At 41.8% G+C, this 22,531-nt stretch carries 23 protein-coding genes; 3 read left to right on the top strand and 20 right to left on the bottom strand.

Annotated elements, in window-relative coordinates:
* Window position 1: 1 nt before the first annotated feature.
* Window positions 2-1,168, top strand: a complete 1,167-nt coding sequence (gene fadA, locus P3L44_RS02780) for an acetyl-CoA C-acyltransferase FadA (protein WP_140172990.1) — start codon at window positions 2-4, stop codon at window positions 1,166-1,168.
* A 948-nt stretch (window positions 1,169-2,116) separates the two neighbouring features.
* Here the strand turns inward: fadA and fre are convergent.
* The 3 genes from fre to pepE all read right to left on the bottom strand — a co-directional run bounded on the left by fre (window position 2,117) and on the right by pepE (window position 5,142).
* Complete coding sequence (fre, locus tag P3L44_RS02775; RefSeq protein WP_140172658.1) at window positions 2,117-2,818, bottom strand: NAD(P)H-flavin reductase; 702 nt, start codon at window positions 2,816-2,818, stop codon at window positions 2,117-2,119.
* Window positions 2,819-2,828: 10 nt separating this feature from the next.
* Complete coding sequence (gene ubiD, locus P3L44_RS02770) at window positions 2,829-4,304, bottom strand: 4-hydroxy-3-polyprenylbenzoate decarboxylase (protein WP_125892768.1); 1,476 nt, start codon at window positions 4,302-4,304, stop codon at window positions 2,829-2,831.
* 112 nt (window positions 4,305-4,416) lie between these two features.
* Window positions 4,417-5,142 (bottom strand): dipeptidase PepE, encoded by a 726-nt coding sequence (gene pepE, locus P3L44_RS02765; RefSeq protein ID WP_125892770.1) that lies wholly within the window; start codon window positions 5,140-5,142, stop codon window positions 4,417-4,419.
* Window positions 5,143-5,305: 163 nt separating this feature from the next.
* Here pepE and rfaH point away from each other — a divergent pair, with 163 nt between their 5' ends.
* On the top strand, window positions 5,306-5,800 hold the full coding sequence (gene rfaH, locus P3L44_RS02760) for a transcription/translation regulatory transformer protein RfaH (protein ID WP_125892772.1): 495 nt from the start codon (window positions 5,306-5,308) through the stop codon (window positions 5,798-5,800).
* 87 nt (window positions 5,801-5,887) lie between these two features.
* Here rfaH and tatC read toward each other — a convergent pair whose 3' ends face one another.
* The 17 genes from tatC to ltnD form a co-directional block, all read right to left on the bottom strand.
* Window positions 5,888-6,655: a Sec-independent protein translocase subunit TatC gene (gene tatC, locus P3L44_RS02755; protein ID WP_004260806.1), complete on the bottom strand. Its 768-nt coding sequence runs from the start codon at window positions 6,653-6,655 to the stop codon at window positions 5,888-5,890.
* A 3-nt stretch (window positions 6,656-6,658) separates the two neighbouring features.
* Window positions 6,659-7,201 (bottom strand): Sec-independent protein translocase protein TatB, encoded by a 543-nt coding sequence (tatB, locus tag P3L44_RS02750; protein ID WP_125892774.1) that lies wholly within the window; start codon window positions 7,199-7,201, stop codon window positions 6,659-6,661.
* 3 nt (window positions 7,202-7,204) lie between these two features.
* Entirely contained in the window at window positions 7,205-7,486 is a 282-nt protein-coding gene (tatA, locus tag P3L44_RS02745; RefSeq protein WP_125892776.1) for a twin-arginine translocase TatA/TatE family subunit, read from the bottom strand.
* 114 nt (window positions 7,487-7,600) lie between these two features.
* Window positions 7,601-9,235, bottom strand: coding sequence for a ubiquinone biosynthesis regulatory protein kinase UbiB (gene ubiB, locus P3L44_RS02740; RefSeq protein WP_272661947.1), 1,635 nt, complete (start codon window positions 9,233-9,235; stop codon window positions 7,601-7,603).
* Window positions 9,222-9,875, bottom strand: coding sequence for an SCP2 domain-containing protein (locus tag P3L44_RS02735; protein ID WP_272661948.1), 654 nt, complete (start codon window positions 9,873-9,875; stop codon window positions 9,222-9,224). Before P3L44_RS02735 ends, ubiB begins: the two co-directional genes overlap by 14 nt.
* Window position 9,876: 1 nt before the next feature.
* Entirely contained in the window at window positions 9,877-10,632 is a 756-nt protein-coding gene (gene ubiE, locus P3L44_RS02730; RefSeq protein WP_102139083.1) for a bifunctional demethylmenaquinone methyltransferase/2-methoxy-6-polyprenyl-1,4-benzoquinol methylase UbiE, read from the bottom strand.
* Between the two features lie 75 nt (window positions 10,633-10,707).
* Window positions 10,708-12,063, bottom strand: coding sequence for a DNA recombination protein RmuC (rmuC, locus tag P3L44_RS02725; protein WP_140172654.1), 1,356 nt, complete (start codon window positions 12,061-12,063; stop codon window positions 10,708-10,710).
* A 107-nt stretch (window positions 12,064-12,170) separates the two neighbouring features.
* Window positions 12,171-12,701: a DedA family protein gene (locus P3L44_RS02720; protein ID WP_140172653.1), complete on the bottom strand. Its 531-nt coding sequence runs from the start codon at window positions 12,699-12,701 to the stop codon at window positions 12,171-12,173.
* Window positions 12,702-12,850: 149 nt separating this feature from the next.
* Window positions 12,851-13,633: a tyrosine-protein phosphatase gene (locus tag P3L44_RS02715; RefSeq protein ID WP_272661949.1), complete on the bottom strand. Its 783-nt coding sequence runs from the start codon at window positions 13,631-13,633 to the stop codon at window positions 12,851-12,853.
* A 274-nt stretch (window positions 13,634-13,907) separates the two neighbouring features.
* The gene (gene udp, locus P3L44_RS02710; protein WP_272661950.1) at window positions 13,908-14,666 is read right to left on the bottom strand and encodes a uridine phosphorylase; all 759 of its coding nucleotides are present in this window, start codon (window positions 14,664-14,666) and stop codon (window positions 13,908-13,910) included.
* A 288-nt stretch (window positions 14,667-14,954) separates the two neighbouring features.
* Complete coding sequence (locus P3L44_RS02705; protein ID WP_140172651.1) at window positions 14,955-16,331, bottom strand: GntP family permease; 1,377 nt, start codon at window positions 16,329-16,331, stop codon at window positions 14,955-14,957.
* A gap of 10 nt (window positions 16,332-16,341) precedes the next feature.
* On the bottom strand, window positions 16,342-17,301 hold the full coding sequence (denD, locus tag P3L44_RS02700) for a D-erythronate dehydrogenase (protein ID WP_140172650.1): 960 nt from the start codon (window positions 17,299-17,301) through the stop codon (window positions 16,342-16,344).
* A gap of 63 nt (window positions 17,302-17,364) precedes the next feature.
* Entirely contained in the window at window positions 17,365-18,132 is a 768-nt protein-coding gene (locus tag P3L44_RS02695; RefSeq protein ID WP_004260836.1) for a DeoR/GlpR family DNA-binding transcription regulator, read from the bottom strand.
* 12 nt (window positions 18,133-18,144) lie between these two features.
* Window positions 18,145-18,924, bottom strand: a complete 780-nt coding sequence (otnI, locus tag P3L44_RS02690; protein ID WP_004260839.1) for a 2-oxo-tetronate isomerase — start codon at window positions 18,922-18,924, stop codon at window positions 18,145-18,147.
* A 10-nt stretch (window positions 18,925-18,934) separates the two neighbouring features.
* Window positions 18,935-19,576: an aldolase gene (locus P3L44_RS02685; RefSeq protein WP_110592465.1), complete on the bottom strand. Its 642-nt coding sequence runs from the start codon at window positions 19,574-19,576 to the stop codon at window positions 18,935-18,937.
* Entirely contained in the window at window positions 19,569-20,846 is a 1,278-nt protein-coding gene (otnK, locus tag P3L44_RS02680) for a 3-oxo-tetronate kinase (RefSeq protein ID WP_004914914.1), read from the bottom strand. The genes P3L44_RS02685 and otnK overlap by 8 nt, the downstream gene beginning before the upstream one ends.
* Complete coding sequence (gene ltnD / locus P3L44_RS02675; protein ID WP_004914916.1) at window positions 20,843-21,751, bottom strand: L-threonate dehydrogenase; 909 nt, start codon at window positions 21,749-21,751, stop codon at window positions 20,843-20,845. The genes otnK and ltnD overlap by 4 nt, the downstream gene beginning before the upstream one ends.
* A 382-nt stretch (window positions 21,752-22,133) precedes the next feature.
* Here ltnD and P3L44_RS02670 point away from each other — a divergent pair, with 382 nt between their 5' ends.
* Window positions 22,134-22,523: a YidB family protein gene (locus tag P3L44_RS02670; protein ID WP_140172648.1), complete on the top strand. Its 390-nt coding sequence runs from the start codon at window positions 22,134-22,136 to the stop codon at window positions 22,521-22,523.
* The last annotated feature ends 8 nt before the right edge of the window (window positions 22,524-22,531 follow it).

The raw sequence follows: 22,531 nt of genomic DNA, 5'->3' as shown, positions 1-22,531 counted from the left end.
TATGGAAAATGTCGTCATTATTGATGGAATACGTACACCAATGGGCCGTTCAAAAGGTGGGGTATTTCGCCATGTTAGAGCTGAAGACCTTTCTGCACACCTCATGAATGCAATTTTTGAACGTAATCCAAACGCAAGTAAAAAAGAATTGGATGACATTATCTGGGGTTGTGTTCAGCAAACACTGGAGCAAGGGTTTAATATTGCTAAAAATGCAGCATTGCTCACGGATATTCCTCATACCGTTCCTGCAGTTACAGTAAACCGCCTTTGTGGTTCATCAATGCAAGCAATACACGATGCAAGCCGGTTAATTATGACTGGTGATGCTAAATCAGTACTCATTGGTGGAGTGGAGCATATGGGTCACGTACCAATGACTCATGGTATAGATTTCAACCCTAAGCTGACTTTGCACGTTGCTAAAGCCGCAGGCGCTATGGGTCTAACCGCTGAAATGCTTGCCAAAATGTATAAGATTAGCCGAGAAGAGCAAGATGCGTTTGCATTAAGGTCTCACCAACTTGCTGCCTTAGCGACGGAAAAAGGGAAATTCAATAACGAAATCGTCCCAATTAGTGGCCATGATGCCACTGGTAACCTCATTTCAGTCAATTATGATGAAGTGATTCGTTTTGATGCAAATCTCCAAGGTTTAGCCGCTCTTCGCCCCGCTTTCGACCCTGTTAGTGGAACGGTAACTGCAGGTAATTCATCAGCTCTTTCTGACGGTGCAGCTGCGATGTTACTGACCAGCGAAAGTTATGCCACTCAGCAAGGCATTAAGCCTCGAGCTAAAATACGTGCGATGGCTGTTGTTGGCTGCGACCCATCAATCATGGGGTTTGGGCCAGTGCCAGCAAGTGAACTGGCTTTGAAACGTGCAGGGCTAACTTTAAATGATATTGATATTATTGAATTAAATGAAGCTTTCGCCGCGCAATCTATCGCATGCCTAAAAGGCTTGAATCTATCAGAAAATCAATTAGATGATAAAGTAAACCTCTGCGGGGGAGCGATTGCGCTGGGGCATCCTTTGGGGTGTTCAGGGGCAAGGATTTCAACCGCATTGCTTAATCAATTAGAACAAAACGATAAACAATTTGGTTTAGCTACGATGTGCATCGGGTTCGGCCAAGGTATTGCTACAATTATTGAGCGTGTTTAACAGTTTATTTTTAGTTTTCGCAAACATTGTATTTGTCGATGTTCCCGCCTAGTCAGGGGCGGGTTTTTTTTACCCTTTTGCCTAAATAGCGACAATAGCGACAACAAGTATATTGAGACTATCGATAAGCTGCCAGTAAATACCCCTTATAGGTGCCTACAAAAGCCTGTGGCTAGGGCTAATGAGCGAAGCCATCACCCCTATAATTTGGACTCATGTGGTTTTCATGCAAAACCTACAACAAGTTTAACCCTCATAGTTCGGATTGTAGGTAGGCGGCAAGTGAATAAGACCCTAGGAGCATACACAAGTATGTGACTAGGGCGAATGAATGAAGCCAACCCCCTACAACTTGAACTAGCCTGTTTTCACGCAAAACCTACAACAAGTTTAACCCTCATAGTTCGGATTGTAGGTAGGCGGCAAGTGAATAAGACCCTAGGAGCATACACAAGTATGTGACTAGGGCGAATGAATGAAGCCAACCCCCTACAACTTGAACTAGCCTGTTTTCACGCAAAACCTACAACAAGTTTAACCCTCATAGTTCGGATTGTAGGTAGGCGGCAAGTGAATAAGATCCTAGGAGCATACACAAGTATGTGACTAGGGCGAATGAGCGAAGACAACACCCCTACAATTTGAACTTATGTGGTTTTCATGCAAAACCTACAACAAGTTTAACCCTCATAGTTCGGATTGTAGGTAGGCGGCAAGTGAATAAGACCCTAGGAGCATACACAAGTATGTGACTAGGGCGAATGAGCGAAGACAACCCCCCTACAATTTGAACTTATGTGGTTTTCATGCAAAACCTACAACAAGTTTAACCCTCATAGTTCGGATTGTAGGTAGGCGGCAAGTGAATAAGACCCTAGGAGCATACACAAGTATGTGACTAGGGCGAATGAGCGAAGACAACACCCCTACAATTTGAACTAGGACGGGTTAAATGAATTCGTAAGCATCACCAAATAACTGCTCCGATTTAGCTCCGCGTTCATTACAAAACCGTTCTCTGGCTATTTTGGCCATTTCAAAACGACCTGCAATATAGATATCATGGCTTGATAAGTCACCAAAATCCTCAAGCACTGCACTAAGAACCGTTCCTGTCCTTCCTCGCCATAGTTCATCTGGCTGTTCTACAACAGGGGTGATCTTTAAATTAGGATAACTTTCACTAAGCGCCTGTAGTTCACCAAGATCATATAAGTGCTCCAATTGACGACCGCCCCAATAGAAAGTTATGTCACGATTTGGGTTTTCAGCTAATGCCGCTAGCAATACAGAGTGGGTATAGGAAAAACCTGTTCCACCTGCAATTAAAATCATTGCGTTACTGCTATTTTCCCGAAACCAAGCTTTACCGTGAGGAATGTCAATATTTATACGTTTTTGATCCAAAATTCGATCCATTACAGCCATTGCGTATAAATTAATCTCAGAAGCACCAATATGTAATTCAATCGTTTCTTTATTATTTGGGGTAGAAGCCATTGAGAATGGTCGTTTGTCACGCTCATCCATCACGACCATCAAATATTGGCCTGCTTTAAAATGAAAAGGACCATCTGGCAACAAAATCACCCGATAAACCGTATCCGTGATAGATTCAACAGATGTTACTTTACAGCTTAAAGTTGCCATGGTTTCCCTCTTATTTTTTATCAAAAATATTTAATTGTTCCCAAATATCATCAATGCGAGATTTAACGCTCTCTGTCATTACGATAGGACGCCCCCACTCACGATCTGTCTCACCTGGCCATTTATTGGTAGCATCAAGCCCCATTTTTGAACCTAATCCTGAGACAGGAGAAGCGAAGTCGAGATAATCTATGGGTGTGTTTTCCATCATCACCGTGTCACGAGCTGGGTCCATTCGTGTGGTAATTGCCCAGATAACATCTTTCCAGTCTCGTGCATTAATATCATCATCACAAACAATAACAAATTTAGTGTACATGAATTGGCGCAGGTATGACCAGACCCCCATCATGACCCTTTTGGCATGTCCTGCATATTGTTTTTTCATTGTCACTACAGCAAGACGGTATGAACATCCTTCTGGTGGAAGATAAAAATCAACAATTTCAGGAAATTGCTTTTGAAGAATAGGGACAAGGACCTCGTTTAACGCTTCGCCTAATACTGCAGGCTCATCGGGTGGTCTTCCTGTATAAGTTGAGTGATAAATTGCATCGCGGCGTTGAGTCACATGAGTCACGGTAAATACAGGGAAAGTATCGATTTCATTATAGTAACCAGTATGGTCACCATAAGGGCCTTCAGGGGCCATTTCGCCCGGCTCAATATACCCTTCTAAAATAATTTCGGCGCCTGCGGGAACTTCGAGGTCATTCGATATGCATTTAACAACCTCAGTCTTATTACCGCGCAGTAACCCCGCAAAAGCATATTCTGATAATGTGTCCGGGACTGGTGTGACCGCGCCTAAAATGGTTGCGGGGTCTGCGCCAAGTGCGACAGCAACAGGAAATTTTTCGCCTGGATGAGCTTGGCACCATTCTTGAAAATCCAAAGCACCACCGCGATGGGATAGCCAACGCATAATGACTTTATTTTTTCCAAGAACTTGCTGACGATAAATACCTAAATTTTGCCTTTCTTTATGAGGACCTTTAGTGACTGTCAGCCCCCATGTAATTAAAGGCGCTGCATCTTCTGGCCAACAATGCATAACAGGGATCTTTGTCAGATCGACGTCTTCACCGGCCCAAATTTGTTCCTGACAGGCAGCCGAACTTAACCGTTTAGCTGGCATATTCAGAACTTGTTTAAATTTTGGAAGCTTATCAAAGAGGTCACGGAAACCTTTTGGAGGATCAGGTTCTTTTAGGAAGGCAAGTAATTTTCCTACATCATGTAAGGCTTTTATGTCCTCTTGCCCCATTCCCATTGCAACACGTTTAGTTGTGCCAAACAGGTTACATAAGACAGGCATGTTATAACCTTTGGGATTTTCAAATAATAGGGCCGGTCCCCCTGCTCTTAGTGTGCGATCTGCAATTTCAGTCATTTCCAAATAGGGGTCGACTTCCATTGTAATACGTTTTAACTCGCCTTGTTTTTCAAGTTGCGAGATGAAATCTCTAAGGTCACGGTATTTCATTATCTTCTTTTACTGTTACAGAGGGAGTCTCATTATAAGACGTCCGGCCAAGGTTACAAGTTACTGCCTAAAACACTTTAAAATCAATCTTTTTCTGGCTTAGTATACCATTTTACTGGCAATCAAAAGGCACTAATTTTTCTAATAGTACTGTATTAAATTGTTCTGAAAATGTTTTATTATGCTGAAATAGTTTAAAACCTTCATCTTTTCCGCTGAAATAGTGAAGCTCATTACCTTTAATTTGTAACCCACTTCCCTCCCTGAGTGCAACAACAACTTCATGAGGATTAATCACACAAAACTCTTGTAATCGCTCATCACGAGTTTCGCCCATATGGCCAGAAATATGGGCATCAATATAGTGGGGGTTAATTTGTAATGGAAATAACCCTAGAGAAGGCATAATAGCAGCATTGCTAACAGGCATATCATTCGTAGTACGAATACTTGGCGTCGCTACATTACATCCCGCGCTCCAGCCGATATAAGGTACACCACGCTCACGAACCGCACGTTGAATAGCAACGATCAGCCCATTTTCATGTAGGCATTTATTCAGCCACCAAGTATTACCGCCACTGACAAGAATACATTCAGCTTGCTCAATCGCTTCTACAGGGCTAGAAAAGTGCTCAATAGTCGTGACTTTTATTCCCAACGCTTCCGAAAGTTGTTCAGCTCTCTCATCATGTGAACCTCGAAGAACCGCATAAGGAACCAAAACTGCTGACTTTATGTTTTTACGAACAATCATTTCTTTGATTCGAGGTAAGGCGTAGCTAAGCCATACAGGGTTGCCTGGTAGCTTACCGTTACTCAACAAAAAGATATCCATTATGTCTCCTACTGATTTAGTTTTTGCACTACAGTTATCATAAGAATATATTGATTAATATAGACCTAAGTGTATCAATAATATGGTGCCATTATTCATTAGTCACATTGTTATGTCGTAATTTGTTATCATAAACATAGTTTTGTCAGATGGAATTCAAAAAATGGAAAAATGGTATTTGCTTTATTGCAAACGAGGCCAAATTGAGCGTGCTCTGGAGCATTTAAACCGACAGAATGTTATTTGTATGACCCCCATGACCGAAATGGAAAAAGTGGTTAGAGGGAAAAGAATGACTGTGCAAGAAGCGCTGTTCCCAAATTACTTATTTGTGAAATTTGATCACAATGAAATTCATACAACAACAATCCAATCAACAAGAGGGGTAAGCCATTTTATTCGTTTTGGCCAATTGCCAGTAGAAGTCCCCGAAAAAATTATTGAGCTGTTACAACAAGCTCCCATTAGTCATACCGTTGCACCAGATATGCCAAAGCATGGTGATCAGGTTACCATTACGGAGGGTATTTTTGCGGGTGTACAAGCTATTTTTGATGAGCCTAATGGTGAGTATCGCTCTATTCTTTTACTGAATATTTTAAATAAAAGTGTACCTAAAGTGCTTGATAATACACAATTTAAAAAAAATACAGATTAAATATTTCAAGCGTTCAAGCAATAAAAAAGCCCTATCTAGAGGGCTTTTCATCATTTTACATTTCAAATAACCGCTATTTAGTGCAAATCAGGACTCTTCTTTTTCTTCTTCCTCTGCCCCTTCTTGCCGATTTCTGCCTTTACCAACATAGAAATTAGATAACAGGACACCAAGTTCAAAAAGCAAATACATTGGAACAGCAAGTAAAGTTTGAGAGAGTACATCCGGCGGTGTTAAAAACATCCCAACGATAAATGCCCCGACTAAAATATAAGGACGTTTACGTTTCAGTGATTCTGGTGTAGTCACGCCAGTCCAACACAGTAAAATAATTGCAATAGGTACTTCAAATGCGGCACCGAAAGCCATGAATAATGTCATGACAAAACTAAGGTATTTACTGATATCTGGAATAAAGTTGACGCTATCAGGGGTTGTTTTAACAAAGAAACCAAATGCGAGCGGAAAAACAACGAAGTAGGCAAATGCCATTCCCAAATAAAACAAGAAGCTACTTGAGACAAGCAAAGGCAACATGAGTTTGCGTTCATGCTTGTATAAGGCAGGCGCAATGAAAGCCCAAATTTGATAGAGAATAACGGGAATCGATACAAAAACCGATACCATCATTGTCAATTTAATTGGGGTAAAAAATGTTGACGCCACATCTGTCGCACTCATTTGCGAACCTACTGGCAGCTTATCAATCAAAGGGGCTGCTACCAGCCGATAGATATCATTTGAAAAATAAGCAAGGGCAGCAAAAACAATTAATACGGTAATTAAACAGTTTAGCAGCCGTTTACGAAGTTCAATGAGGTGGCTAATAAGTGGTTGTGTATCATTTACAGCCATGTGTTATTTTTCACTTTCAGTTTGATTAGAGTTTTTTACATTAGCTTCGAGTGATCCTACTGTTTTTACAGCTGTTGAATCTTCCGTTTTTTCATCCTCAACAACGGCAGCCATTTTAGCTGCATGTTCAGGGTTTGGATCAGACTCTTCAGGTTGCTGAGTATTATCTTTCGCTTCCTTTACAGCACTATCGTAACTGTCAGTGATCTCTTTTGCTTTATTTAACTCTGTTTCAATATCATTGGTTGTCTCTTGGTAGCCGCTTTTAAGCGATTGTGCAGCTGTACGCAATTCTTCCATGGACTGCTTAAGTTCAGGAGAAAGTGCTTCTAAATTAGCCTTTTCTTCAACCTTTTTCAGCGTGTCCTGTAGCTCCTGCAATTTTAACTCTTGCGTTAACTCATTTTGTACATTTGCAGCCATAGAACGCATCGCACGGATCCACCCAGCGACAGTCCTCACTGCCACTGGTAACCGCTCAGGGCCTAATACAACGAGACCAATAACTGCAATAAGCAACAGTTCACTAAAACCTATGTCAAACACGGTTTAACCCTGCTCTTTATTTTTGCTCTCAACTGGGCTTTCTTTCTTCTCAGCAGCCTGTTGTTCAGTAATATTTTTAGGTGCGAAGTCAGCATCTTGCTTTTCTTGTTCTGCTTTTGCTTTTTCGTCATCGTTCATTGCTTTTTTAAAGCCTTTGAGTGATTCACCCAAGTCTGAGCCTAAAGAACGCAATTTTTTGGTGCCGAAAATTAAAATAATAAGTAAAGCAATGATAATGAGCTGCCAAGGACTACCGAAAGCAGCCATTGCGAAAGTTGATTCCATTGTTAATACCTCTATATAGTTTTGGGATCAATGTTATGAGATCTATTATATACAACCAACACAAAATACGGAAATGTTCACAGCCTTATAAACTTGTCGCAAAACAAAGTTTACTTAATTACCGCCGGTTTTACTCCAACCAAACAACCAAGACAGCGCTCCTGCAACCATAAACACAACTCCAAACGGTGTGAGATTAGAAATAAGGAATAAACTTCCACAGAGTATAAATGTGGCACCGATACCTAAAAGGTACTGAGATTTTCGTTGTTTATTACGCTGACTTTTCAGTTGCTGCGTTAGTTGGTCAATATTCGATTGTAAATATTTATGCTGTCTCAAAGCACCATAAATCAAATCAGGAATTTCAGGCATTTTTTCTGCCCAATAAGGTGCCTTTTCTTTTAATGCTTGGGTAATTGCAGGTATCCCTACTTGGCTATGAACCCAGTCTTCAAGGAAGGGCTTTGCTGTTTTCCAGAGATCAAGTTGGGGATAAAGCTGCCGTCCTAGCCCTTCTACATACAGCAGTGTTTTTTGTAATAAGACTAACTGTGGCTGAACTTCCATATTGAAACGGCGTGCTGTATTAAATAAATTTAATAATACTTGCCCAAATGAAATTTCAGCCAATGGTTTCTCAAAAATAGGCTCACATACGGTACGGATAGCAAACTCAAAGTCTTCTACATTTGTGTCTGAAGGAACCCAGCCCGAGTCAACGTGCAACTCTGCAACTTTGCGGTAATCACGATTAAAAAAAGCAATAAAGTTTTCCGCCAAATAGCGTTTGTCTTCTTTGTTTAATGAACCGACTATTCCACAGTCTATCCCTATGTACTGAGGATCTTCTGGATGATCGTAACTCACAAAGATATTGCCTGGATGCATATCTGCATGGAAAAAACTGTCACGGAAAACCTGTGTAAAGAAGACTTTAACACCGCGCTCTGCCAGCAGTTTCATATTGGTCCCCTGCGCTTTAAGCGCAGCAATATCGGAAACTGGGATCCCGTAGATACGCTCCATGACCATCACGTTTTCACGGCAATAATCTGGATAGACCTCTGGTACATACAGCATTGCACTATTTTCAAAGTTACGACGAAGCTGAATGGCATTTGCTGATTCACGGAGCAAATTCAGCTCGTCAATCAATGTTTTTTCATATTCACGCACGACTTCTTTTGGTCTTAATCGTCGCCCATCTGGCAACAAAGGAACCCAATTTGCAATGCGGTACATTAATTTAATGTCAGCTTTAATAATTGGCAAAATATCAGGACGAATCACCTTGATGACAACATCTTTGCCATTTTCTTTTAATATTGCGGTATGAACCTGAGCAATGGACGCAGACGCTAAAGCTTGCTCATCAAAGTCATCAAACCACTGTTCTAGTGGCCCTTCGAGAGACTCTTCAATATAGCTTCGCGCCAGTTTGCCATCGAAACTCGCCACTTTGTCTTGCAATAGCGAAAGTTGATCTGCGATCGCAGGAGGGAAAAGATCTCGACGAGTCGATAACATTTGGCCAAATTTAATCCAAACAGGCCCAAGTTCTTGCAAAGCAAGACGAAGCCTTTCGCCCAATGCTTTATCTTTATGCTTATTTTTAATCCAAAATAAGCCTAAGCGCCCGATTCGTAATGGTAACGTTAGTTTAATTTTGGGGATTAACTCGTCTAATCCGTAAGAGAGAAAAACCCGAATAATGAAGTAAAGTCGTTTTATTTCACCGGGTGTCATTCTTCTCCTCCAACTGGCTTAACCGTTGTTCAAGCGCACTCAATGAATTTTCTACTTGCTCGACTCCATCACTAAAATGAGCAAGTTCAAGTTGGCTAGGAGCCATTTTCCACTCTTCAATTATTGCGTCTTTGATATACGTTTTTTGCTGTTTTACTAAATGAGATGCAAGGCACGCACCTTTATTCAGTAATTTACTAAGCCCTTCAGCTGCAACATCACCGATATACGGTGATAGATAGTGAGCAGGATTCCAAATTGCTAAATCGAGTAAAGAAGACCAGTGCTGCACAATTTGCATCTCCCCTTCAATCACGATATCACCACGATTGATAAGTTGAGATAATTGCTGTTTGTCTTTCAATTTAACAAGCGTAAAGATGGATGTTTTAATGGTACAGTCCGCAGGCTCAACCCACTGGCTTAACACATCAACATGATTTTCAGCAAAAACAAGTGTTAACGTTTTATTCAGTTCTTTAAGTTCAATCGCCATAACTTTACCAGCCAAACGCATTCTAGCAGGCTGTAGAACTTTTTCTTTAAACAACACGTGGTTAAGAGAGGTTTCCATCAATGCTGTTATCAAAGAATACAAAACTGTATTTTGATTTTCGGTATGTGTTGATGGTGCTTCCATCTTAGAATTTAAACCCTTTGTGCAATGCGACAATTCCACCTGTCATATTGGTGTACGACACCTGTTCAAAACCTGCATTTTCCATCATACCTTTTAGTGTTTCTTGGTTTGGATGCATGCGGATTGACTCAGCTAAATAACGATAGCTATCTGGATCATTAACGATCGCCTGACCAATACGAGGGAGTATATGGAATGAATAAGCATCATAAGCTTTATTCAAAGGCTCAATAATTGGTTTTGAGAACTCTAGTACCAATAAACGCCCACCTGGTTTTAGCACTCGGAACATAGAGCGTAGCGCTTTATCTTTGTCGGTGACATTACGCAGGCCAAAAGAGATTGTAATACAATCAAAATAGTTATCAGGGAATGGCAGTTCTTCCGCATTGGCTTGTACATAATTAACATTACCGACAATACCTAGGTCACGTAATTTCTCACGCCCCATTTTTAGCATTGAGTCATTAATGTCTGCGAGTATGACTTCGCCTTTTTCACCCACTAAACGTGAAAATTTAGCGGTTAAGTCACCCGTTCCACCAGCCAAGTCAAGTACTCGCTGATTACGACGTACTCCGCTCGCTTCAATAGTAAAACGTTTCCAAATACGATGGATACCAAATGACATCAAATCATTCATTAAGTCATATTTTGATGCTACTGAGTGAAAAACATTCGCTACTAGGCCAGCTTTATCTTCTTTGCCGACAGTACGGAAACCGAAATCAATGGTTTCTTTAGTTGGTTCAGTCATTTCTCTTATGCCTGCTTATCATTCAAACTTTTGTAGGAAGTGTAACAGTCTTTGAGCCAAAACCCTATCAGAAGTCTAAGATTCCGCACAATTAGACGTATCAGACCGCTCAACTAATTGAGGCTCGATAGGCTGCTTAATTTCGACTCCGAGCTCTTTAAAACTTTCCGCTTGGCTAATTAAATTTCCACGTCCTTCGGCAAGGCGTTTCATCGCCGATAGGTAAGTATTATTCGCTTTATCAAGACTGGTGCCTAAAACTTGCATATCATCCACAAACAAGCGCAGCTTGTCATACATTTTCGCTGCTCTATTTGCTATTTCCTGAGCATTTTGCCCTTGGCGTTCATATCGCCACATATTGTTAATCGTTCTCACTGCGACTAACAATGTTGAAGGACAAACTAACATAATATTCTGTTTAATTCCTTCATCAAGTAACTCGGGAGCCTCTTTCAAAGCCAGTAAATAAGCAGGTTCAATAGGGATAAACATTAAAACGTAGTCCAATGAACGAATTCCCGGTAACTGATGGTAATCCTTACGGCTCAACATACGCATATGGTTGCGAATAGATGCCACATGGTTTTTTAGTGCTTGTTGCTGTTCATGTGGATCTTCGCTATTGAAGTAATGTTCATAAGAAACCAGCGACATTTTGGCATCAACGACTACATCTTTACCTTCAGGAAGATGAATAATCACATCTGGTTGATAGCGGCTATTATAACTTGTGTTGATACTAACTTGGGTTTCAAATTCACTTCCTTCACGTAAACCTGAGACTTCTAGGATCCGAGTCAGAATGGTTTCTCCCCAGTTCCCTTGAATTTTGTTATCTCCTTTCAGAGCGCGTGTCAGGTTAACAGCTTCTTTGGTCATTTGATTGTTGAGTTGCTGTAATTGCCTAATCTCATAGGTTAAAGTGTGGCGTTCTTTGGCCTCTTCACCAAAACTTTGCTGAACTTGCTGACGAAAACCATCTAATTGCTCACGAAAAGGTGACAACATCGCCAATAGGCTTTTCTGTTGTTGCTCAGATGCACGCCGCTCATTTTGCTCAAAAATACGATTTGCTAGGTTTTCGAATTGCGCTGTCAGCCGTTGTTCACTATTTTGTAAAATGCGTTGTTTCTCTTCATTTGCTAACTGGTTTTGCTCAAAACGGGTGATGACCTCGCGAAGTTCCGCTTCTTGCTCTCGATTGATATCCCTTTGAGTACGCAGTTCTTGATCTAGCCTGTCATATTCCTCTTTCCATTGCGCAAGATGAATATTTTTTTCGTCACTCGCTGCAAGTTGACGATTGAGTTGCTGCAGTTCCTGATCTTTTTGCGCAATTTTTTGGGCAATAGAGAACCAAGTTGCTAAACCACCAACTAAAACGCCACTCAGCACACCAATGACAGCATATAAAAGAGAGGTATCCACGGTTAAATCCTTACTTTACAAAGTCTAGTGTAAGGTAATGGGATACTGTATAAGTGTCCAGAGGTAATTTAGCCATTGAAGAAAATTTTGCGAAGCGCTTCGCAAGCTTAGCCTATCCAACTTGCGAACCACTTTAGGCCCAGCGCCCCTGGCGCTAAAATACCAAATGCCCAAATCATCGCAGAGGCGATATTGGCGAGCTGGAAATGCCGTTGTGGCATTGCGCAAATCCCAGCAACCAAGGGAACAATGGCTCGTAAAGGCCCGAAGAAGCGCCCAAAGAAAATTCCCCAGATACCCCAACGGTCAAAGAAACGCTGCCCTTTATCAATCATTTGCGGGTTTCGAGAAATTGGCCACATATGACGTACATTTTCTTTGTAATGATAACCAATCCAATAAGAGAGCCAGTCCCCAAAGAAAGCACCGAGTGCAGCCGCTAACCATATTGGCCAGAAAGTAATATTACTTTCACCAATCAAAGCGCCAAGCCCGAGTAAAATAACCGTTGCAGGTAACAAAAGTGACAGAAATGCCAGAGACTCCCCAAACGCCAAAAAGAAAATAATAGGAAGCGCCCATACTTCATGTTCGCGTGTAAAGTCCGTCACTATGGTGACAATTTCATTGAGTGTCACGGTCAGTTCCTTTCATTAGGGGATAATCAGAATACTGTAGCGAAAAAGTAGTAAATCAAAGTTAAACAAAGCAAAAACACCTTTGGAAAAACCGAGTTGTGGATATAGAAAAATGGCTCATCCACAACTCATGTTTCAGTTAGTACGACTTAGTCCAAAAATTGACTTTGTAGTGCTTCTCGTTGCTGTTTCCCTAGGCCAAAATCTTTTTCTAACCATTGTTCTACATTGCCATACTCTCTTTCAATACTGTTTAGAGCTGTTCTCAAGAAGTCTTCACGTACTGAATAGACATACTCAAATTTTTTCACGATATTTTCGTCCATCGTTTTTGCGTGCTCTTCGAGTAAGTGTTTACGGTATGGTGCAAGTGTTTCATTAGTCAGTAAATAATCTTCCATTACTGTGTCTAAATCTGCACCTAACGCAAATAATACGAGTGCAGAACCGACCCCTGTGCGGTCTTTTCCTACTGCACAATGTTGCACGATCCCGCCTTTTTCTGGCTGCTTGAGTAAATTGACCAATTGGTGATAAGCAGGATTGTTCAGAGGTAATAGTTCATATAAACGAAACATAAAGGCTTGTGGATCGAACTGTTCCAATATTTCTGGCGTTAATTTATCTAAATTTGCGGTGACTTCTTTAGCTAAGGGATTCGCTGGAGCATGAATATAATGCGCGCCTTGCCAAATGACATCAGGCTTATCTAAGATTTCAGCTTCATCACGATAATCAATGATTTGGAAAAGATTTTGTGAACGCAAAACCGCTTCGTCTTCCTGTGTTAATCGGTCTAACGCACCAGAACGGAACAGGACTCCAGGCTTAATTTTTCCACCATTAGCGAGTTTTTTACCACCGAGATCGCGGAAGTTAATACCGCCTTTTAAAGGCAAAACAGAAGGATGAAGATAAGGTGTTGTTGACATAATAATTCCTTTTCGCCCTATAGCTTTCATTCCAGTTAACAATAAAACAAATGTAACCTGAATAATTTAAGGGCACATAATATTGATAATTGTTTTTATGACAATAACAGATCTAGCAAATAAGAGGATCAGAATATTTCCTGAAAACTAATGAATAATGGCTAAATCTATAGAGGAAATAAAGAGAGATGAAAAATAGATAAAAGGACTAAGCCCGCCTACTTTTCGTCCACAACCGAGTGAAATTCAAGTAAGCGAGCCAGTAAATCACGAACTACAGTAAGCGGCGAGCGGCTTCAACCACAATGCTTAACACGTTACCTTCCGTTTTCTTCAGTAACGCTTCATTTGGAATTTCTTGCTGGGTACGATTTACAATAACACCAGCCACCATACCTGCACGCAAGCCTTTACTACTTGAACACATGGTCAGTAATGTCGCTGACTCCATTTCATAGTTCATCACGCCCATGTCTTGCCACTCTTTCATCGACCCTCTGAAGTGACGCATTACACGGCCGGTATAGGTATCATAGCGTTCTTGACCTGGGTAGAAGGTATCTGATGATGCAGTGATACCGACATGAACGGTTGCGCCCGCGTCTTTCGCAGCAGCATAAAGCGCATTGGTGCAGTTAAAATCAGCAACTGCAGGGTATTCTAATGGTGCAAAGTGTTGGCTAGCACCATCTAAACGTACAGCTCCCGTAGTGACTAACACATCACCGACATTGATATCTTCTTGAATTGCACCTGTTGTACCAATACGTAAGAAAGTACGGATACCAAGTTGTGCCAGTTCTTCTACGGCAATCGAGGTTGATGGACCACCAATACCCGTTGAACAAACAATGACGGCTTTTCCGTCAAGTTCACCACGCCAAGAGGTGTATTCACGTAATGACGCAAGGTGTACAGGGTTATCCATCAGACGTGCAATTTTTTCAACACGGTTAGGATCCCCAGGAACAATCGCTACGGTCGCACCCTGTAAGTCACTTTTCTTTAAACCTAAGTGGAAAACGTCGGACATTTCAAACTCCTTTACACAATGGCATCATTAAATCAGTCGATACTGATTAATCGTTATTTGTAATATAACGAGAAAACGATAAATTTTTAGTGATGGCCGTCACCTTTAATGAAAGTAATAAAAGCTTGATTTCATCATTTAGTGATTTGAATCACATATATTCATTAGCTTTATTTCTCTTTAACATCCATTGTCATCAGTATAGATGAAAGTTTGACATAACGAAAAAAGCGCCCAAATGACTGGGCGCTTTGATTATTTGGCAGAACTAAAACTGATAACGCTATGTTAGAGAATTACATCAAGAATGAGGACACCAACTAGACCTATCGCCCACGCAATGGTGGTCGGAATAGACCAAACAATGATTTGTTGTTTAACGTCCTTAATTCCCATCATTCTGTTCACCACCCAATACAGGCTATCGTTGAAGTAACCGAAGAACAGAGACCCCATGGTTGCCGCTTGCGCCGCGACCAATAAGTTAATATCAGGTATTTGGCTAATAATTGGTGCAGAAATAGATGCTGCAGTAATCATTGCTACTGTACCCGAACCTTGAATCAAACGAACCAACGTTGCGATGATAAACGGAATCAATACAGGTGTAATCGGCAGATTTGCCACGTGTTCTGCAAGAATATTTCCTGTGCCACTATCACGCAGTACTGCACCTAATGCACCACCAGCCCCCGTTACAAGTAGGATGATACCGGCAGCTTGCAAGCCCTCTTCCATACGGTCGATGACTTCTTCTTTTGTTGCTTTTGGCATTAATGTGTAAACAGAGATCAACACACTAATTGATAATGCGATAATCGGTGCACCTAAAAATTGAAACGTTTGGAAGTACCAATTGCTTTCCATGCCTTGGAAAGATTCCGTTTTTAGCATTAACCCATTGATTGCATTTATGAAAATTAACAAAATAGGCGTAATAATCGGTAAAAGCGATAAGAACAGGCTTGGTAATGGTTTATTCGCTTTTTCTTCCATATAACGAGCGTGAACTTCTTTCAGGTCTTCACTACCCGTTTCATCTGGCATAAATTCAGGGTATTTAGTCCCTAACCATTTTGCGTAAAGAACAATACCGATAACACAAGGAATAGCGAGGCTCATTCCTGCCAGGATCATTGCGCCAACATCGACACCAAAGATCCCTGCCACGCCTAAAGGCCCAGGTGTTGGTGGAACGGTGTGGTGTGTCACCACTAACCCACCCGCGAGTGCAACGCCTAAAGTCAGTATGCTACGTTTACCATTTTTGGCTAATGCTTTTGCCAATGGGTATAAAATCACAAAAGCAGAATCAACGAAGATAGGAATACTGACAATATAGCCGGTAATTGCTAACGCCCATTCTTCGCGTTTTTTACCTAGCCATTTGATAAAGCTATAAGCTATCTGTTCAGCAGCACCTGAAACTTCCAGCACCCTTCCCATCATTACCCCGAGTCCAATAACAATACCGATGCTACCGAGTGTTGACCCAAAGCCTTTTGTGATGACTGTCACCGTTTCTGCTGCAGTCAAACCACCGGATATACCCGCGATTGCTGCGGCAATTAGCATTGCTAATAACGCATGAACACGCGTTCGTAATACTAAGAAGATCAGGACAAATATGGCCACTGCGAGGCCAATAACAGGAATATAGGACATAGGCTATCTCCTACTTAGAAGAACCGTGGTGGGTGATAAACGAACGGATCGCATCACCAAACGAGCCATCTGCACGAAAACCGAGATCCAATGCACGGCTGATATCAAATTTGCCCGGCCAGCTCGCCACAATACGGTTAATGGCTTCATCAGGCTCAAAGCGAATAAGATCCACAGCTTCTTGGCCTGCAACATCACGCAGAGCATCGATCATACCTTGGACGGTAACGGTGATACCTGGCAGGTTCACAGTGCGTGATTTACCAAATTTTTCAGCAGGGATACTGACCGCATGAATAAAGTTGTTAATCACAGTTTCAGGGCTAGATAACCATAACGCGAGGTCAGGGGAGACAGGACAAACACTTTCAACCCCATTTAATGGCTCACGAATAATGCCACTTGCGAATGAAGAGGCGGCTTTATTTGGCACACCCGGACGAATACTAATGGTTGGTAAACGCATCACACGGCCATCAACAAAGCCTTTACGTGAATAGTCATTCACCATCAATTCACACATAGCTTTTTGAGCACCATAGGACGATTGTGGGTTAACGACACACAAGTCTGTGATGACATCAGGTAGCTCACCACCAAACACAGCGAGGGAGCTGGTGAACATAAATTTGATTGCAGGGTTCTTGGCACGAGCGACTTCCAATAATTGACGAGTGGCTTCAAAGTTAACCTTCATACCCAAGTCAAAATCACTTTCAGCGTGGCTACTTACGATAGCTGCAAGGTGGAAAACCACATCGGTTTGTGCATCAATCAGTTTATCAGCCGCCCCTGCTTGCGTTAAATCTAACGCGACGCTACTGACTCTGGCATCTTCAACCGGTGATGTAGGGCATTGAATATCGGCTAAAACAAGGTGGTCAAATTTTAAACCCTGGCTATTTTTAAGCAAAGCAGCGGCTAGCTGCTGGCCCAGAAAGCCTGCGCCACCAGTAATAATAACTTTCATTGTAATTCTCCTTGCTATAGCCTTTTAACTGGCTATGCAGTTTTAGGTAAGATTATTTATGTTTTATGTCTTGATTAAATGAAGTTTTATGTTTTGTTCTGTTATCCGCTGCACCACATCAGTTGGTAATTGGTCATCGCAAATGATGTCGTGCAATTGATTCAATGGGCAAACACGAAACATGCCATATTTGCCGAACTTACTACTGTCTGAAACCAGCACACAACGGCGAGCAACATCCAATAGCGTTTGTTTTATCTGAACCTTTTCCTCATGCGGGGTAGAAACCCCGTGCTGCAAATCCCATGAACTGGTGCTGATAAAAGCAATATCAACATTGAGGGTTTTCAGCATCATCGCAGCCGTATTCCCTACACTAGAATGGTTACGTTTATCCACCAATCCCCCGGTGTGGTATAGGTTTAGCTGCGACTTATTCATTAAGTACTGCATAATCGAAAAATCATTAGTGACAATCGTTAAGTTGAAACGCTCGCCGAGTACGCGTGCTATCTCAAAGGTAGTTGTTCCCGCATCGAGATAAACCACTTGCCCATCTTCAACTAGTGAGCTGGCAAACTGGCCAATTTCACGCTTATGGCGATGATGTAACCGCGCTTTTTCACTCCAAGGTAACTCTTGGCGCAGCACATCATTTAACTTAACGCCACCACTAATACTGAGTACCTTCCCTTCTTCTTCTAACATCCGAATATCACGTCGCACTGTCATATGAGAGACATTCATTAGCTCAACCAAGTCACTGATCGATACGGTTTGATGTTCATGCACGTAACGGTAAATAAAATCACGACGCTCAGAAGGGAGCATAGGTTCTCCTAATTATGAATTTGCTTGTTTAAGCCAGCCTAATCCATCTTCGGTGCGGCCTGCAGGATGGTATTCACATCCTAACCAGCCTTCATACCCCATTTCATCCAACTGCTTAAAAATCCATGGGTAATTGACTTCACCGCTATCCGGTTCATGACGATAAGGAACTGACGCTATCTGAATGTGACTAAATTTACCCCATAAACGTTCAATTGTTTTCAATAAATCACCTTCCATAATTTGGCAGTGATATAAATCCAACTGGATAAATACATTTTCACGAGCAATTTCAGGTAGTAATGCTTCAGCTTGTTTTTGTGTCGTCAAAAAGTATCCGGGCATATCGCGGGTATTGATGGGTTCGATAAGCACACGAATACCGTGCTCAGCCATCACATCCGCCGCATATTGAATATTTTTGATATAGCATGCAGTTTGCTGTTCAAGTGTATAGTTTTCATTCACTTTCCCCGCCATCGCATGAACTTGTTTACAGCCTAAGGCTTTTGCGTATTTCAAGGCCGTTTGTACGCCTTCGGCAAATTCTTTCTCACGACCTGGGATCGAAGCCATACCACGCTCCCCTTGTGCCCAATTTCCCGCTGGCATATTAAACAGAGCTTGTGTTAGATGGTGTTTACTCAGCTCCCCCGCAATGACATCGGCATCTTCTTCATAAGGGAAGAGGTATTCGACACCTTTGAACCCCGCATTTGCAGCACGTTCAAAGCGCTGTATAAAAGGCACTTCGGTAAACATCATGCTTAAATTTGCAGCAAATTTAGCCATTTTCGCCTCGCTACTTTTGTGGATAACGACTTTCGAGCTGTTCAACTTGCTCTTGCGTTAATGTTGTAAAGCCATGTGGGCGTAATGTGATATATAAGCGAGCTGTATCTTCTAACTCTTCTGCATTGAAGAAAGCTTGTCTTAACGTTTTGCCACCCACGACCGGACCATGATTTGATAGCAATACCGCATTATGTGTCGGTGCTAATTTTGCAATTTCCTCACCAATTCGGTCATCCCCCGGTGGCAAGTATTCAATCAATGGTAATTTCCCCACTCGCATCACATAATAAGGTGTGATGGGAGGTAAACAATTTGTTGTATCTAACCCCGGTAAGCAAGACAACGCCGTTAACCAAGGTGAGTGAAGGTGAACAACTGCTTGGCAATCAGGGCGTTGCAAATACATCGCCATATGCATAGAAACTTCTTTTGTCGGTTTATCTCCCCCAATCCAATTGCCTTGTGCATCGAGTTTACTCAGTTTGTTAGGGTCTAAATCACCAAAACTGGAGTTTGTCGGTGTCACAATAATCGAACCATCAGGTAACCGAGCACTAATATTTCCTGCACCACCGCTACTGTATCCGCGGTTAAACATTGATTTAGCCCAATCGACTAACTCTTGGCGCAGCGCCTTTTCATCACTCATTAAACATCTCCTGTGCAAACTGGAAGAAATTTTCTTGGCCGAAATTACCTGATTTCAGCGCCAACCAGTTACCGCTTGCTAAGTCCTGTACCCATGGCACACCTGGGGCGATTGGTGAGCCAATACTTAATTGTTCTGTCCCAAGGCTTTGAACCACTTTTCCGGAGGTTTCACCACCCGCAATAATAAAGGTGTCATACCCTTTCGCTTGCAACAGCGCGACGACCTCACCAAATACCTTCTCGACCGCGAAACTCGACTCCGCAGCACCGTATTTCTCTTGTGTTTTTTTCAGTAATTCAGGTGATTGAGTGGCATAAAGCATTGGCGCCAAACCCGTTAGTTGCTGTGCTTGCACCCAATCTGCCAATGTTTTGGCATACTCAGGGTTATTTAAACACTCACCCACATCCAACATTTTTGCAGGAGCAACTTGCTGATAAGCCTGAACTTGTTTGTTAGTCATTACCGAGCAACTTCCCGATAAAACAACTGTTTTCCTGTTTTTCCCTGTTGGCTTTTCACCTCGTTGCGTTGTACCGCCCCATGGACATTGGCTATCCACATTGGCCAGTGCAGCACCGAGACCGGAACCCCCTGTCAACAATGGCATCGCTTTAACCGCTTGTGCGATAGGGAGCAAATCATCCATTGTTAAGCTATCAACAACCGCGTAACTCACACCTTGTTGGGCTAACTCGGTCAGTTTTTGGCTAACAACCTCACTGCCTTTTTGAATATCTTCAAGTTTGATTAGACCGGCTTGACCTTTTGATTGTTTTTCCATCACACGCAATAAATTTGCGTCGGTCATTGGCGTTACAGGATGGTGCTGCATGCCACTTTCATTAAGTAGCTGGCCATTCACAAATAAATGTCCATGAATCACCGTTCTACCGTTAACGGGTAGCGCGGGGCAAACTAATGCTAAGTTTGTACCCAGTTGCGCCATTAATGCATCCGTAACGGGGCCAATATTGCCTTTTTCGGTTGAATCAAACGTCGAACAATATTTAAAGAAAATTTGCTGGCAATGCGCTTTTTGTTTCAGCCAATTACCTGCATTGGTCGATGCACTGACGGCTTCATCGACAGGACAAGAGCGGCTTTTTAAACTAATCACTATCGCATCAACATCTTGTGGTACTGGTGTGCTCTCATTGGGTTCATTCAATAGCTGAACAACCTTCCAACCGTTTTGCACCATAAAGCCTGCAATATCTGTCGCACCGGTAAAATCATCCGCTATTACCCCTAACTTCACTGTCATGCTTTTTTCTCCGGTAAAGTAATACCTTTAAATGTTTTGATCACCGCGCTGTCATCCTGCTGACCAAAGCCTTCATTGCTCGCTGAAATAAACATTTGATGGGCTGTTGAAGCAAGTGGCAGCGGGAAATTTAATGCTTTCCCTGTTTCCATCACTAGCCCTAAATCTTTGACAAAAATATCTACTGAGGATTTTGGCGTATAATCACCGTCTAAGACATGTTGCATACGGTTTTCAAACATCCATGAATTTCCAGCTGCATGAGTGACAATGTCGTACATCACGTCAAGCTCAATACCCGCTTTGGCGGCTAAAGCCATACTTTCTGCCGCAACAGCAATGTGTACCCCAGCTAATAACTGGTGAATCGTTTTGACGGTTGAACCTAAGCCAACTTCATTCCCTACTCGATACAAGCGCTCAGAAATAGCGTTAAATACGGGTGAAAGCTGCTCAAATAGAGCTGGTTCACCTGAAGCCATGATGGTCAACTTCCCTTCAGCGGCTTTAATTGAGCCACCTGAAATAGGCGCATCTACAAGGGGTAATTGATATACAGCAAGTCGCTGAGCGATATTTTTAGTTTGTTCCGCAGCCAAGGTACTGTGCAGCACAATAACTGTGCCGGGGCGTAATTGTTCAACTAAAGGCTGTTCACCCGAAAACAAAATGGCTTCAACTTGACGACCATTAACCACTACCAGCAACAAAGCATCAATTTCATGGGCAAATTCCGCTGCATTTTGCCCCACTGCAATTGCTCCTGCATTAAATAGGCTTTTGCATGCATCTTGGTTTAAATCAAATCCATAGGTGGGAATGTTATTTTTTATAAGAGATTGTGCGATCCCCATCCCCATAGAACCTAGGCCAATCACGCCAATTTTATTAACGAAATTTCCCATAATGACCCCTGATGTTGTTAATCTTCGTGACTGTTGTGAATTTTCACACAATAAAATTCACAAACACATGACTAATATCACATTTGAGATAATATAAAAAACCAACAAATAAAGCATAATTAGTTGAATTAAAACAAAATAAAAAACACCGCACCTCAAACACACTTTCACAGGATAATGTGATAAAAAATGTGATGCACATTATGTTTATTCACGTTTAATTCACAAATGCCAAACCGTGTTTTTTTTACTGGGCTATATTCAATGCATCATTTCTATTGACCTAAAACTCAAATTGCTGAAAATAGCCGACTACAATTTTTTGAATAATGCTCCATACTATGGATGAGAGCATAAATTGGCGGATTGCCTAGGAGATAACATGGGGTTATTTGAGCAAATGATGGGTATGGTTGCAGGCGATAAAATGCAACAATTTCAATCAGTAATAAACTGGGTTGAGGAGCAAGGTGGCCTTCAAGGTGTTATCGAAAAATTTAACGAGCAAGACTTAGGCGGTGTTATTGCATCGTGGATCAGTGAAGGAAATAATTTACCTATCGATGCCAGCCAATTAATGCAAGTTTTTGGAAATGCAAATATCCAAGAATTAGCTCAACAGGTTGGCTTAGAGCCTCAAGCAACCTCAGAAATGATTGCTAAATATCTTCCTCAGTTGGTTGATAGCGCCACACCAAATGGCGAAGTCCCAGAAAACCTCGATTTGGCTTCTATCGGTATGAACTTACTGAAATCTAAATTATTTGGTTAATACTTTCT

Source organism: Providencia sp. PROV175 (assembly GCF_032707045.1).
Classification (GTDB): domain Bacteria; phylum Pseudomonadota; class Gammaproteobacteria; order Enterobacterales; family Enterobacteriaceae; genus Providencia; species Providencia hangzhouensis.
This window is presented reverse-complemented; position numbering and strand designations above follow the sequence as displayed.